Source organism: Nitrosomonas sp. Nm84, assembly GCF_003201565.1.
In the GTDB taxonomy this organism is placed as follows: domain Bacteria; phylum Pseudomonadota; class Gammaproteobacteria; order Burkholderiales; family Nitrosomonadaceae; genus Nitrosomonas.
In genome coordinates this window covers 1-15,556 of sequence record NZ_QJJP01000019.1, presented here as the reverse complement: position 1 = coordinate 15,556, position 15,556 = coordinate 1, and the positions used below count along the sequence as shown (strand labels likewise).

The 15,556-nt window shown below is 44.6% G+C and carries 11 protein-coding genes; 5 read left to right on the top strand and 6 right to left on the bottom strand.

The features are described from left to right. Window positions 1-20: 20 nt before the first annotated feature. On the bottom strand, window positions 21-668 hold the full coding sequence (locus C8R34_RS10380) for a response regulator transcription factor (RefSeq protein WP_110340434.1): 648 nt from the start codon (window positions 666-668) through the stop codon (window positions 21-23). A 5-nt stretch (window positions 669-673) separates the two neighbouring features. Continuing rightward, window positions 674-1,828, bottom strand: coding sequence for a histidine kinase (locus C8R34_RS10375; protein WP_110340432.1), 1,155 nt, complete (start codon window positions 1,826-1,828; stop codon window positions 674-676). A 440-nt stretch (window positions 1,829-2,268) separates the two neighbouring features. Here C8R34_RS10375 and C8R34_RS10370 point away from each other — a divergent pair, with 440 nt between their 5' ends. Next, window positions 2,269-4,680 (top strand): DNA internalization-related competence protein ComEC/Rec2, encoded by a 2,412-nt coding sequence (locus C8R34_RS10370; RefSeq protein WP_110340430.1) that lies wholly within the window; start codon window positions 2,269-2,271, stop codon window positions 4,678-4,680. 192 nt (window positions 4,681-4,872) lie between these two features. On the opposite strand, the gene C8R34_RS17385 is transcribed toward C8R34_RS10370, so the two are convergent. Next, window positions 4,873-5,274 (bottom strand): ATP-binding protein, encoded by a 402-nt coding sequence (locus C8R34_RS17385; RefSeq protein ID WP_375342124.1) that lies wholly within the window; start codon window positions 5,272-5,274, stop codon window positions 4,873-4,875. A 16-nt stretch (window positions 5,275-5,290) separates the two neighbouring features. Here C8R34_RS17385 and C8R34_RS17380 point away from each other — a divergent pair, with 16 nt between their 5' ends. Further along, complete coding sequence (locus tag C8R34_RS17380; protein ID WP_375342123.1) at window positions 5,291-5,386, top strand: hypothetical protein; 96 nt, start codon at window positions 5,291-5,293, stop codon at window positions 5,384-5,386. A 986-nt stretch (window positions 5,387-6,372) separates the two neighbouring features. On the opposite strand, the gene C8R34_RS10360 is transcribed toward C8R34_RS17380, so the two are convergent. Continuing rightward, window positions 6,373-6,762 carry a response regulator gene (locus tag C8R34_RS10360; RefSeq protein ID WP_110340426.1) on the bottom strand — a complete coding sequence of 130 codons (390 nt, stop codon included), beginning with the start codon at window positions 6,760-6,762 and terminating at the stop codon, window positions 6,373-6,375. A 277-nt stretch (window positions 6,763-7,039) separates the two neighbouring features. Between C8R34_RS10360 and C8R34_RS10355 the strand changes: the two genes are divergently transcribed. Next, window positions 7,040-8,479, top strand: a complete 1,440-nt coding sequence (locus C8R34_RS10355) for a hypothetical protein (protein ID WP_110340424.1) — start codon at window positions 7,040-7,042, stop codon at window positions 8,477-8,479. A gap of 96 nt (window positions 8,480-8,575) precedes the next feature. On the opposite strand, the gene C8R34_RS10350 is transcribed toward C8R34_RS10355, so the two are convergent. Then, entirely contained in the window at window positions 8,576-9,430 is an 855-nt protein-coding gene (locus C8R34_RS10350) for an Hsp33 family molecular chaperone HslO (RefSeq protein WP_110340506.1), read from the bottom strand. Between the two features lie 254 nt (window positions 9,431-9,684). Between C8R34_RS10350 and C8R34_RS10345 the strand changes: the two genes are divergently transcribed. Both C8R34_RS10345 and C8R34_RS10340 read left to right on the top strand, forming a co-directional pair. Continuing rightward, a complete protein-coding gene (locus C8R34_RS10345) occupies window positions 9,685-9,885 on the top strand; it encodes a DUF2905 domain-containing protein (protein ID WP_110340422.1) in 201 nt (66 codons plus the stop codon). 420 nt (window positions 9,886-10,305) lie between these two features. Further along, window positions 10,306-15,189, top strand: coding sequence for a peroxidase family protein (locus C8R34_RS10340; RefSeq protein ID WP_110340420.1), 4,884 nt, complete (start codon window positions 10,306-10,308; stop codon window positions 15,187-15,189). 229 nt (window positions 15,190-15,418) lie between these two features. On the opposite strand, the gene C8R34_RS10335 is transcribed toward C8R34_RS10340, so the two are convergent. Further along, window positions 15,419-15,535 (bottom strand): sugar transferase, encoded by a 117-nt coding sequence (locus C8R34_RS10335; protein WP_258364462.1) that lies wholly within the window; start codon window positions 15,533-15,535, stop codon window positions 15,419-15,421. Between the last annotated feature and the right edge of the window lie 21 nt (window positions 15,536-15,556).

Here is a 15,556-nt window from a genome sequence, read left to right as displayed (position 1 = left end):
CGCGGCGTTATTTGATCTGACTATCCGTCAATGATATTGTGATTGATGGCTAAGCGAATCAGTTGTGTGGTATTTTGTAAATCCAATTTACGCATCAAATTGAGATAATGGACGCTGACAGTTTTAGGACTGATAGAGATTTTATCTGCAATTTCTATATTGGAACTTCCCTCTACGATTAGTTTGACTATTTGGAATTCACGTTTGGTCAATAAATCAAAAGGATTTTCATGATTCTCTTTACGTGTAGCATGCATTGCGAGTGCTGTAGCCAGTTCCGATTCAATATAGGTTTTTCCCATACTGACTTGGCGCACCGCATGAATCATTTCTCCAATTCCGCTTTGTTTGCTGATAAATCCAATGGCGCCTGCTTTTAATGCGCGGTGAACCATCGTGACATTGTTTAGCATGCTGAAGACTAGAATTCGCGCGGTAGGATCGTTGCCCATGATGCGATGAATGGTTTCAAATCCACAAACACCGGGCATGTTAAGATCAAGAATAATGACATCAGGCTTATGCTCTTGCCATAGTTGGTAACCTTCTGCGCCACCTTCTGCTTCTGCCACTAGACTCATATCCGATGTGCTTTCAAGCAAACGGCGATAGCCGGTACGTACGACAGGATGATCGTCAATCAATAAAATGGTAATGGGTTTTGTCATTTTGCCTAGATTTTTATAGGTAATCTGATGCTAATTTCTGTGCCTTCATTGAGCGTGCTACGTACCGTCATCCGACCATCCAGCGCAATTACCCGCTCACGCATGCCTACTAACCCCAACCCGGTGAATTGCTGATTGGTATCGTAACCTTTGCCATTATCCTCTATTTTAAGCAACAAGAAATCATCCGCAGAATTTTCAATCGTTTCACGACTTAAGCTGATTTGAGTCCAGGTGGCTTCCGAGTGCTTGTAAATATTATTGAGACCCTCCTGAATAAGGCGAAATATCGTAATGTTATATTGTTCATCAAGTGTCGCAAGCTTGCCTGCCAATTTTAATTCGAGTGTTACTTGCGAATGGCGAGAACACCATTGTTTTTTAAGTTCGGATAACGCATCGGGTAATCCTAGCGTATCAAGAAGTGGAGGGCGCAATCGATGCAGCATGGTACGGATTACTTGGTGCATTTTTTCGGTACACCCTTTAATAGTCTGAGCGCTGGTGTAAATCGCTGAATCTTGTTCGGCGTAATTGAAAATGACTTCACTTTCTGCACGAATGGCGGTTAACCATTGTCCTAGTTCGTCATGCAATTCGCGAGCGAGTATGCGCCGCTCCTTTTCTTGAACACGAAATAGTCCTTTCATGAGTTGCCGATTTTCATTCAGTAAGTCACGATTAAGATTAATCATTTTTCGGAGTTGACTGATGTCCGACATCATCATGCGGCACATGTTTTTATCATGAGTCGCTGTGCTTTCCAGACGAATAAAGCTCAATGGATCCTGGGTATCTCCAATTTTTAAATCAATCGTAGCATTTCCGGGAGAATTGAAAACTTCTTGCAAGTAGTGGTGGAAGGTCTGATGATCAATATCTAGGAAACAGCTTGTGAATGACTTGCCAATGAGGAATGGGCGCGCTTTTCTTAGTAATGCGGCTCCAGTCAGATTAATCGATAGGATGTTCCCGGTTTGATCTACGGTCAGATAACCGACTGGCGCATGATCGTAGAGGTCTGCATAGCGATTGCGTGATTCTTCCAGCTCTAATTGCTGGATTTGAAGCTGATCGGAGAGTAATTCCATTCTATTACGGACTTCATGATCATCTAACCTTCTATATCTGTTGCTGCGTTGATCATTACGCTGATTCATGTCATCTCCTATGCGGTAGTGGCAGTAACGACAGGATTATTCATATATTTAACGTGTATTCACTGACGTTGAATCTGATGAAAGAACAAAATTACATTTCTCTGCACTGAAGTAGTGTATCGGAACGGATGCCATGTCAGTGAATATAAAGATTTCTTGTAGGAATTATATATGTGGCATCAATTAATTATAAATTGAAACGCTATGATTTGATAATCGGGATGATTGGGAACTAGGAGTTTGTCGGACCTAAGGCCAGTCTGCTGTGCCAATGGAATAACGATTCATATTCCTTAATTTTTCGTTGCATAGATCAACTATGCACCTCAAAATCGAGAAAATCCGTATTTGTTTTTCTACTTGGTTGTTGCGATTGCTTAAGTCCGACAGGCTTTTTCGGAGTATCACAATATCTTATTGGATAGAGGAATTCTAAGAATATGCTGTCACGACTAAATATTCTTGCTTTTGTATCAGGTACCGGTTTGCTGCAACAACAAGATAAATTACCTGAGCTAACGTGGATCTTGGGTTTATTGCTGCTCGTAATCGTGATTGGATGGTTGCGACGATATCAATCGGCAGGGCTGATAATAGTCAATAACATTTTGTTATGGATTGTCTTTTTTGGGCTTGGGTTTCTCTGGGCGGCTGCTTTTGCGCATTGGCGTTTGGCTGATTCATTACCTTCACAATGGGAGCGGCAGGATATTCAAATCATCGGTGTAATAGCCAGCTTGCCGCAGAAAAATGATCGCAGTGCGCGTTTCCAGTTTGACGTTGAACAGGTTGCCACAGAGGGTGCGATTGTACCCCAACGTATCGCATTATCTTGGTATAAAAACCGTCAATTTGAACTTGATAGCGATGAAATGTCGCAGCCTGTAATGAAAGTAGGACAGCGCTGGCAATTGATGGTGCGTCTTAAGCAACCTCATGGCAATGCAAATCCGCATGGCTTTGATTATGAGGTGTGGGCATTGGAACGTAATATTCGAGCAACCGGATATATTCGTAATTCAGTTGATAATCATCTATTGGATCATATGGTTGATCATCCAAGTTATTGGATTGAGCATGTTCGTGAAGAGATCCAACAGCGATTTACTGATGTTTTAATGGATCACACTTATGCCGGTGTTTTAAAAACCTTGGCGACGGGAGATCAGTACGTCATTCCACGTGATCAGTGGCAGGTGTTTATTCGGACAGGAACGATTCATCTAATGGCAATCTCCGGTTTGCATATCACTTTGGTTTCAAGTTTGGTATTTGCACTGGTATTTCGCTTGTGGCGCTGTAATTCTTATTTGGTATTGCGTTTACCAGCGCGTCGGGCTGCTGTCATTGCCGGATTAATAGTGGCTTTTGGTTATGCAATGTTGTCGGGTTTTGCAATTCCGGCGCAGCGCTCATTGTATATGTTAGCTGTAGTCGCGATTGCGCTATGGCGAGGACAGTTTACTTCGCCAATGACGGTGCTGATGTGGGCTTTATTATGGGTGGTGCTACTGGATCCGTGGGCGACCATTGCGCCAGGGTTTTGGTTGTCATTTGGTGCGATCGCCATCATCATGCTGGTAACGGTAGGACGAATTGGAAAAATACATTGGTTCAGAGGGTGGCTAAGGATTCAGTGGGCCATCACATTAGGATTGATTCCACTATTACTTGGCTTATTTCAGCAGGTATCATTGGTGTCGCCCGTTGCTAATGCAATTGCCATTCCTCTGGTAAGTTTTGTAGTAGTGCCTTTAGTATTGTTAGCTACGATCCCATGGTTTGACTTTCTGCTGCCTCTGGCTCATGAAGCGCTTAGTGTTGGCATGACATTATTGCAGTGGTTGAGTCATTTATCGGATGCTGTTTGGGAACAGCATGTACCTCCAATGTGGACGATATTGGTGGCTATCTTAGGGATGGTTTGGATGTTGTTGCCAGGAAGTCTGGGGTTAGGATTCTTCGCAGGTTTTCCCGCACGTTGGTTGGGTGTGCTTGCACTATTGCCAATGTTCCTGCTGCAGCCACTCAAACCAGAAGCCGGCGAACTATGGTTGACAGTGCTGGATGTTGGGCAAGGTTTGGCAGTAGTGGCGCGTACTGAACATCATACTTTGTTATTTGATACCGGCCCAAGTTTCGGGGAATCCGATAGCGGCGCTCGTATTATTGTACCTTTTCTGCGTGGAGAGGGTGTTCGGCAACTTGATGCGCTGATTGTGTCGCATGCCGATATGGATCATAGTGGTGGTGCATTATCCATATTGACGGCGATGCCTGTCGGGACATTATCATCTTCATTGGATCATCAGCATCCGATACAGCAAGCTGCAATGCATAAGGTTCAATGCCGTGCCGGCCAATCCTGGCAATGGGATGATGTAGATTTCGAATTACTACATCCTGTGGCATATGGCGATAAGAATTCTCAAAATAAAACCAATGCAAACAGCTGTGTGTTAAAAATTACGTCCATTTACGGCAGTGTGTTATTACCATCTGATATTGGTAATAAGGATGAATCTGCATTATTGGCTCGCGCTGGCGATAAGCTTTCAGCGACAGTGCTGATCGCGCCGCATCATGGCAGTAACACTTCGTCAACTCACGCTTTTATACAACAAGTGAATCCTGCATTAACAATCTTCACGGTAGGCTACCATAATCGTTATGACCATCCACGCGAAGCAGTAGTAGCGCGCTATCGTAAGTTAGGAAGCCAATTGCTGCGTAGCGATGCTGATGGCGCTATCTTGCTGCGTTTTACAAAAAATGGGTGGTTTGCTGATAGTTGGAGAGAATTACGCCGCCGCTATTGGCAGCAAAGTATGGATCAATATTATACTGATTGATATTCATTGAGATAGGCTGCCTTGTCCTTATGCTGCAGCAAATGGTTTTTAGATTTGGTTGTTGTTGGGGCGTTAAAAAACTACCTACTACGTTGTTGCTACGGTGTTAAAAACAGGCTCAGAATGCTCATTTATTATGCATAAACTGTGTTTTTTTACCTTTTTCTTTGCATTGGCTGCTTCGACCTACTACTAAGACAAATTTATTTTAGCTGTGGATACTGATTGAGTTTCTTGCTGTTCAATAGGAAAAGGTGAAGGTGGTTGGGTATCGTTAAAAATCACGGTAAACGAGGTACCTGCACCTGGTTCGCTGACAACTTTGATTCTCAATTTATTATTTTCTGCTGCGATTCTAACAATAGACAAACCGATGCCGCTGGTTGCTTTGTTATGTATTGCCGCCCTAGGTGAATAAAAATACTCATTGAATATATTAGGCAGGTCCTTGTTCTCTATACCAATACCGTGATCAGTGATAGTGATGCTGGCGCTTTGATCAAGCCGATTGATCGTGGATGTGATTTCAACTGACGTGTCGTTATGCGAATAGATAATTGCATTAGTAATAATATTTTCCAGCAGTATTCCCAATTGATCAGGGATTACCTTGCAGATAAAGTTCTCAATCGATAAATTAAGCGCGACATTTTTTGAATTGGCAACAGGAGTTAGTTTTTCAATACACTTATACAAAGCGGCTTGAATATCAACAGACTCGAAAACTGCGGTATCAAGACAAGTATCTTTCAATCGTTCTAACCGAAGTAAATCAAGTATTAAACCAGACATATTTTTTGCACGGGTATCCATCTGCTCTAGCGCGGCACTTATTTCAGGTGTTGTTTCTCCCAAATAGCCTTCTTTTATTAAATTTATTTTGCTGCGGATAGCATCAAGCGGAGACTTAAGTTGATGTGTGATTAATAATGCGTATTGATCTTTTTCTACCTGTGCTTGATTGATCTGTTTATATGCATCCACTAGGTGACGTTCATGAGCGCGAACGATTAGAGAAAGTCTCGAGACAACATACCAGACGATAAAAAATAAGGCGTCAAGAAAAAACATCCATAATATTGCGCCATCCGTACGCGAGCCTTCAGACAAAAAATGACCACTTAACAGGGTTGAGAGTGGTGTTTGAGTGATCAAAAAATTATCAGCAACGATTACAATCATGTCCATGAAACAGACTAATATCGTCACATACAGACTTTCACGGGTAGAAAAAAAGATGCATGCTAATGCGATATGCAGCACATAGAAAAAAGAAATCGGCGTAGTAGTGCTGCCAACGAAATGTACGACAACGGATAAACAGATCAGATCAACGATGATCTGTACCCATAAATTAATAGAGGGTGAGTTATATTTACTTGATTTAAAATGAGTTAATGAAAAGATGTAAGCAATATTTGCAAAAACCAATACAATGATGATGGCAACTGGCCATTTCTGTTGTTCGCTAATGCCTAATTGCATGAGCGTATCTGAAGCTGACAGCATTAAGATTTCAAAGAAAACCAATGTGGCTATCAGCGCCCACCGAAAGGTAATAAACCATCGGATATTGCTGATCAGAACATCGTCGCTCAGTTTGAGCCTATCTCCCTTTATCTCAAGCAATATGCTTTGATTACTCAGAGGCTTATCCCAGGAAAATTCAGTAATGGCCATAATTTAATCCGATTATGCTCCTTCTCCTGACTTTTTTAGACGGTCGTTAATTGTTGCTAGCAAACTCAATGGTTCAACGGGTTTTTCCATAATGCAAACCCACTCATGGGAACCATCTTCAAAATAGGGTCTGATCATATCACCCAAAGACGTTAGAAAAATAGCTTGTATTTGTGGATAGCGTTTGTGAATTTGCGCATAAGTTGTTAAACCGGCATCCATTGACTCAACCATAACATCGAGAATGGCTAAATCAGGCCGTTTGGTTTCATCCTCTAATGAATTGATAAAATCCTGCATTGACAAATAACTGTCGACTTCATACCCATGCTTCTTCAGGATGCGTCCAACCGCTTCCCGAATATCCGAATCATCATCAACATGTGCGATTCGTGCTGCCATACTCATTCTCCTTCCTTCATAGTTCGAGCCACGCAGGATAAGCACTCACAAGAAACCGCTTATCTATCGTGGTCATGAATCGTAAAGCATATGTGAAAAATATCTGAAATACAACTAATTGCTATAAGAGAATTCCTGATTTTTCTTGTGGGGTAACTCACAGTTGATTGTTTGCACTCATGTTACCGTGAGAAAAGCATGTGATTTTCTATTTGCGTTAGGGAAGTTACTGCACATTTCGTTGGTTTCATTCTCAATTTAATCTTTGGAGTTTTCTATGATTTACAGGAATTATCTTTTGCTTGGTTTTGCCTTGATTGCTTTTATGGCAACCAGCGTCACAGTAGCGGATAACAAAGGAAAGTCTGAACGTCTTCCAAACATGTTTAAATCAATAAACCATCATGGTATTGATGCCACCTATAGTACGGCGGGTTATATTGATTTAAATAATCCATTTTTTCAAAATCTCGGTACGAATGAACGAAGCTGTGTTACTTGTCATGCGCCTTCAGAAGGTTGGGTTATTACACCCAAAGGTGTTCAGGAGCGGTTTAGTAAAACACAGGGCTTGGATCCCTTATTTCGTTTGAACGATGGTGCCAATTCACCGAATGCCGATATTACTACCGAAGATAAACGTCGCACCGCTTACAGCATGCTGCTGAATAAAGCGAATATTCGGGTAGGAATCGGTATTCCGGCCAATGCGGAATTTAGATTAATCGAGGTAGATGATCCTTACGGCTATGCCAGCGAAACAGAGTTGTCGCTATTTCGTCGACCATCGCCTACCACCAATCTCAAATTTTTAAGCACAGTCATGTGGGATGGGCGTGAAACGACCAGTTTACCTAATTCCAGTGAATGTATTTTTGGAACCTCCAATTGCTTTGCGCCTGTACTCGCGGATCTATCCAATCAAGCCAATCACGCAACACTGGGGCACGCAGAAGCGTTACAGGATTTGACGATGGAACAGCGTAATGCCATTGTAAAATTTGAATCAGGTTTGTTTACCGCACAGATACACGATAAAAATGCGGGCGATCTGACAGCCAGGAAAGCAAACGGTGGTCCCAAGAAGCTTAAGAAGCAAGAATTCTACTTTGGGATTAACGATACGGTTGCTGGAGACTATCAAACACGTGCAAGTTTTAATCCTGAAGTGATGTCACTGTATGATACCTGGGATCGATATAATCAAAATGCCGACCGAAATAATGAAGAATCTGTTGTCGGTGCACGTGCAGCAATCGCACGAGGGCAGACGCTGTTTAATTCTATGCCGATTCACATTAGCGGTGTTAAAGGCCTCAATGATGATTTAGGGGTGGATGTGATTCAAGGTACCTGTACCACATGCCACAATACGCCTAATTCCGGCAATCACTCGGTTCCAATGCCATTGGATATTGGCATCGCAGATGAATCGCGTCGTACGCCGGATATGCCTTTGTATACACTTGAACACAATGTGACAGGTGAAGTTATAAAGACAACCGACCCAGGACGTGCATTGCTTACCGGCAAATGGAAAGATATCGGACGCTTCAAGGGACCCATTCTGCGTGCAGTAGCTTCACGTCCTCCTTACTTTCACGATGGTTCTGCTGCAGATTTGTCGGCAGTAGTGGATTTTTATAATACGCGCTTCAGTATTGGATTGACTGATCAGGAAAAAACTGATTTGGTTGCTTTCTTGGCAGCGCTCTAATCATTGATGCGAAACATGTACCTCATCATCTACTGATAAGGTACATGTATATGAATGTCATGCAGCGATAAGCAATCATTTCTATACACGGATTACTCAGTGAATCGTCGGCCCAGCCTCTCGGAATACAGCATCAACTGCCAGTGCATCCAAACGATATTCGCGATTACAGATATCATCATTGATAATGACTTCACCAAATTCTTTCAGAATAGAATCGACTTCCTCACGACCGAGTGAGCGTAGCATGGAATAAATTTTTGCCAGATTTTCCTGGCAACCATAATGAACGGTTTGTGCGTCAAAGATGCGTATGGTTTCTTCATAAAACAGGCGAGTCAGTATTTCTTTCGCAGATAAATCCAATAAAGTCTGATCAAGGACTGTAGCAGCCAATGCCTCTGCACGTGCCCAGCCATCAGGGTCTTGCTGATCGGCATTGGGTAATTTCTGCAACAGTAAGCCGAAGGTGGTTTGGTTGGTGGTGATCAGGAAAAGACGTGAAGGTAATTGTTCCGATTGCTTGAAATAGTGTTCAAAAATCTCGGCAATGTTATTGCCATCCAGCGGTACGATACTTTGATAAGACTCGCGCATCGATGGCATATCCAATGTCAATAGCAGTTGACCATGGCCGAGTAAATTCGACACCGACTGTGGTTCAATGTGTTGTACACATTTTGCCATGCCGCGTATGTACAAGCTTTCAGTGCAGTCAATAACCAACATGGAAACCGGGCCACTACCATTCAATTGAATGGTCAAGCGTCCAGCTTGTTTTAGATTATCGCCCAAGAGTAATGTGGTTGCACTCATTTCCCCCAATAATTGAGTCACGGGGTGCGGGTAATCGCGACCCGCTAACATCTGTTGCCATACGGAATCGAGATGTACCACGGCGCCGCGTATATCCAGGTTTTCCAGTAAGAAGCGTTGTACGTAATTATGCATTTTAAAACCTTCATTGAATTCATCGACTGATATGGTCATATTATAAATGATTGTACTGCAGTGCTATCGATGCTTGCACTATCAGGGAGTAGGGGACTAATGTTCGCTGCATGACTGCTATAATTACCACCTTGCTGAAAATTCAAAAGGCAGTAATCGAGGCATGTGTTGAAAACAGGGTGCGCCTTGGTTAGTATGCAATCCTTCGTGTCAGGCAATAGGATCAATTCCATGTTTCTAGTCGGATGAACTTTATGCAGCAGTTATTGATTACACTGGGAATTGTATTGCTTTTGCTGGGCATGATCTGGCCTTGGCTTTCGCAATTACCGTTGGGGCGGTTACCCGGAGATATTCATATTGAGCGCGAGAATTTCAGTTTTCATTTTCCATTAATGACTGGCTTGCTTATCTCTATCGTGTTGTCATTAATTCTATGGTGGACACGCAAATAACCAGTCAATCATCAAGCACCAGCGGAATCACTCAACCTAGCCGAAGTACGGCGCGGTATCGATCAGTAATTTTGTTCCTAGAGAGTAACGACGATTTGAACCGTGGTAGTAGATTCCGTATATATGCATTTCACCATCTTATGAATTCTTCTGGCTACTTGAATAAAGTATAGCTTCATGAAATAACTTTACTATTTCATCGATTGAGTTGAAATAGATTTAATTGATATGTGATTTTCCTAAGTAATTACTTAGATAAAAACAAGTATTTTACCAATTTATTTGTTGGGTTAATTTCCTTAGTATAGCCAGCGACAATGAGTGGCATTCCGGGTGGATTGCCGGTTAAGTAGATTCAAGTAACAACCTGAAGGCTCATAATTATTTAATCAATTAAAATTAAATCACGAGGCACATTAAATGGCAGATTTCAGTAGAACCGACCTTGATTTTTTACTTCAGCAAATTTCTATTTCTGAAAGTGATTCCGTGGAGCAGTTAGGCGGTACTTTTGATGCGCTGCCTACGTTGGTTGGTAGTGCATTACTGCCAAATGGTTTGCGCTATGTGAATGGTTCATACAACAATCTGCTACCGGGTCAGAGCTTGTTTGGCGCAGCCGATCAAGTATTTCCACGCTTGCTGACGCCGTCCTTTCATGCTGGGGAAGCGATTCCGGCCGGTTTTGGCTCGCCGAATCAACCAGAGGGTAGTGCAACTTCTTATTCACAAACCAGCGGCTTTGTGTTTGATACACAACCACGCATGGTGAGTAATCTGATCGTTGATCAAACAGCCACTAACCCTGCTGTCATCGCCGCAGCAGCGCAGACACCAGGTTCAAATTTAGTGGATGGGACACGCATGGACGGGACATCCTTTCAGACCTACTTTATCCCGAATGTCACCCCCAACGCGGGTGTAGATGCGCCTTATAATTCCTGGTTTACGTTATTTGGTCAGTTTTTCGATCATGGACTGGATCTTGTTAACAAAGGTCAAAGCGGTACCGTGTTTGTGCCACTGCAACCTGATGATCCACTGTACAATTCAGCTCCTGGCGCACCGAATTTTATGACACTGACGCGAGCTAGCAATTTGCCAGGTCCGGATGGCATCGTTGGTGATGATCCCACGACGCCATTAGTGGATGAAAGTGCGGATGATATTCACGAGCATCGCAACCAAACAACACCTTTTGTTGATCAGAATCAAACCTACACGTCGCATCCTTCACATCAAGTATTTTTGCGTGAATACGAATTCAATTCGGATGGCAAGCCAGTAGCAACGGGTAAATTGCTCGATGGTGGCGGTGCTCATGGTGGTCTTGCGGCCTGGGCCGATATCAAGCTGCAGGCGCAGCAAAAACTGGGCATCAATCTGACCGATGCCGATTTAGACAACCTGCCGTTGCTCAGAACAGATAGCTATGGCAAGTTTATTCCCGGTCCGAACGGTTTTGTACAAATCATTACCGGGGTGGGCATCGATAATATTGCCAATACGCCTGACGATACCGTCATTGCAGGTAATCCTGCTGCCAATGGCGGATTGGGTGTCAATATTCCGGTCAATGCGATTCGTACCGGGCATGCTTTTTTGGATGATATTGCTCATACGGCCGCACCGCGTAGCTCCAGTGGCGCGATGAAATCTGCCGACAGCGATGGCGTCATTGGACTCTCAGAGCCGGGTAGTTATGACAATGAACTCCTGGATGCGCATTTTATTACCGGTGATGGTCGTGGCAACGAAAATATCGGTTTAACCACTGTACACACTATTTTTCATGCGGAACACAATCGCACTGTTCAGTTCATCAAAGATTATGTCGGCAGCAGCAATGATCCTGCATTCCAAGCACAGTGGCACTTGCCGGACGGTTCGTGGAACGGTGAGCGCCTGTTTCAGGCGGCCCGTTTTGCTACTGAAATGCAGTATCAGCACTTGGTGTTCGAAGAATTTGCGCGTAAAGTGCAGCCCAATGTGGATGCTTTTGCCGGCTATAACAGCACGATTGATCCAGCAATCATGGCCGAATTTGCGCACGTTGTTTATCGCTTCGGCCATTCAATGTTAACCGAAACGGTAGCCAGAACCGATGCAGACGGATCGCTCAATGACATCGGTTTGATTCAGGCGTTTCTGAATCCGGTGGAGTTTGGCAGTGGTTACGCTAACAATATCGAAGCTGCCGGTGCTATTGTGAGAGGTATGACTCATCAGGTTGGTAACGAAATTGATGAATTTGTCACTGAAGCCTTACGCAACAATCTGGTTGGCTTGCCACTTGATTTGGCCGCGATCAATATCACGCGCGGTCGTGATGCCGGCATCCCATCGCTCAATGAGGCGCGCCGCATGTTTTACGAAGATACCGGACACAATAGCGCTTTATTGCCTTACGAAAGTTGGGCCGATTTCACGCAAGGTATCAAACATCCTGAGTCGGTAGTCAACTTCATTGCAGCCTATGGGACTCACCCCAGTATTACGAGTGTAGCTTCGCTGACGGATAAGCGCGCCGCAGCAGATTTACTGGTAAATGGCGGTGCTGGTGCACCTGCCGATCGCACAGATTTCATGAACAGTACTGATGCTTATACGAATTTGCCATCTGGAAAGACAATCACTGGCTTGGATGATGTTGATTTCTGGATCGGTGGATTGGCCGAAGAACAAGCGCCATTTGGCGGATTATTAGGATCGACTTTTAATTTCGTTTTTGAAACGCAGATGGAGAAATTGCAAGATGCTGATCGTTTCTATTATCTGGAACGCACAGCCGGGCTTAATTTTCTCACCGAATTAGAGCAAAGTTCGTTTGCCGAACTGATCATGCGAAATTTGCCCGATGTCAAACATCTGCCTGCGAACGTTTTTTCGACACCGACATATACCTTTGAAGTGGGCAAAGTCGGCGTGAGTGGCCCGATTTTGAATGATCCAACGACGCCATACAACGAAGCGGCACTGCTGGTGCGTGATACGACACTGGGTCCCAATACGATTCGCTACAATGGTCAAGGCCATGTCGTGATGGGAGGTACGAGTGGTAACGATCGGATGCGTTCCGACTCTGGCAGCGATACGTTGTGGGGGGATGATGGCAATGATCGCTTGGAAGGTGGTGTTGACAACGATTTTCTTATGGGCGGTGCGGGTAACGACATTATTACCGATGCTGCGGGTGATGACATCATCAAAGGGGGGGATGGTCACGATGTGATCAATGGTGGTCCCGGGCTTAACACGCTATTCGGCGGTTCGGGTAACGATTTCATCGTCACGGGTAACGATGTTTCAGAAGTTTTTGCGGGTACGGGGAATGACTTTCTCTTCGGTAATACACCGAATGCAACCATGATGGGGAATGAAGGCGACGATTGGCTAGAAAATGGAGCAGCCGCGGCCATGCCCGGCGACAATGCCGATCCGTTTGGGCGCGATCCGATCCGCGGCAATGATGTGTTTATCGGTGGTGGCGGTGTCGATACTTTCAATGGTGAAGGTGGTGACGATGTCATGAACGGTATGAATGGCGCGGATAAGGATGACGGTGGTAGCGGTTTTGATTGGGCTATCAGCGATAGCAATACCGTTGCTGCCAATATTGATTTGGCTTTGAATATTATACCAGGACCGTTTGTGCCGACTACCGACCGCTTTAATTTCGTAGAAGCTGCGTCGGGTTGGAATCTCAACGATACTATTCTTGGCGACGATCTTACCCGTCTCGACTTGGAATTGGTCGATCCGATAACCGGACAGAACAACGCGTTGGACAACGTTAATAATCCGGCAAGTGGCGGGCACAGTGCCGCTGACAGAATTGCACAGATCAACGGATTAAGCACTATATTGGGCGGCGCAACCACGTTCAGCGCCGGTAATATTTTGCTAGGCGGCGGCGGTAGCGATCTCATCCAAGGGCGGGCTGGCGATGATATTATCGATGGGGACGCTTGGTTCAATACCCGAATCAGTGTTCGGAATCTTAGCACCAATACAGAGATTGCATCGTTCGAAAATATGACTAGTGCACTGCGGACCGCGATGCAAAATGGCACTTACAGTCCTGAGCAACTCAAAATTGTGCGTGAGATTAAGATAGCACCTGCAGGTACAGACATCGATACCGCCGTGTACCAAGATGTTTTTGCCAACTATGTACTGACGTTCAGCTCCACTGGTACGCTATTTGTTGATCACGCCAATCCTCCCAACGGAGGAGGTGGCGCGAAAGATGACGGGAGTGACATCGTGCGCAACGTCGAACGGTTACAGTTTTTTGATAGAGTTGCATTTGTCGGCACCCTGGATGACGATAGTCTATTGGGTACAGCTAATAATGACTCCCTTTACGGCTGGGCCGGCAATGACATACTGAATGGTCAGGGTGGTGTGGACACGCTCGTTGGCGGAACAGGTAACGATACTTACGTGGTGGATACGACCACTGACATCATTACTGAACTTGCAGGTGGTGGTACCGACACTGTGCAGAGCGCTGTGACATTTACGCTGGGCGCTGCTTCCAATATTGAGAATCTTACGCTTATCGGAGTTGCACTTAACGGCACCGGCAATACGGTAGCCAACACCCTTATAGGAAATATTAGCAATAATACACTCACCGGCCTAGGCGGCAACGATATATTGGATGGCCAAGGCGGCTTGGACACGCTCGTTGGCGGCGCAGGCAATGATACTTATATGGTGGATACGACCACCGATATCATTACCGAGCTTGCGGGTGGCGGTATCGACACGGTGCAGAGCTTGGTGACATTTACGCTGGTGGCCCAGCTTGAGAAGCTGACACTGACGGGTGGAGGTGCGATCAATGGTACTGGCACGAATGCAGCCAATGTGCTCATTGGTAACGATAATGCTAATACGCTTAACGGTCTGAATGGCAACGATACGTTGAATGGTGGCAGTGGGAACGATACATTGATTGGTGGAGTAGGTGCCGATGTTTTAACAGGTGGCGCTGATGCAGATAGTTTCGCTTATACTGCCGTCACTCATTCTACCAGTGCCAGCCGGGACATTATTAGTGATTTCTTGAGTGGTACTGACAAGATTGATCTCAGTGCAATTGATGCCAATACAGGCTTGGTCGGCAACAATGCGTTTAGTTTTATTGACGCAGCTGCTTTCAATGCTGCCGGACAGGTGCGTTACGATCCTTTGACTGGTTTGCTAGAAGCGAATATAAATGCTGATCTTGCAGCTGATTTACAAATCAGCTTGGGAGTCAACACGACATTTATCGTAACAGACTTAATTGCTTGATGTGCTTGTTCTTAGATTATTGTTGTGCAGTAGTAACAAGCAACAGCTACATGCATCTGAAGATGCGGATTTCCCTATATATATCTGGAGTCAAGTACGAGCTGGCAGAAGTTAAGATGAAGCGGATTGTATCTGCGTGGGTTTTGATTCCTCGCCGCTTGCGGCGAGGTGCTTTATTTGGCTAGCTGAGGAAGTTGGATAGGAATCTTTTAAGCCTTCTCATCTGAACTTAGTAAGCATTATCTTTTTGGACGACGATCCAGACGGTACGGAGGATGATCCAGAGGTCTAGCCAGATGGACCAGTTTTTGAGGTAATACAGATCGTGTTCGATGCGCCCTTTCATTTTTTCCAGTGCTTCGGTTTC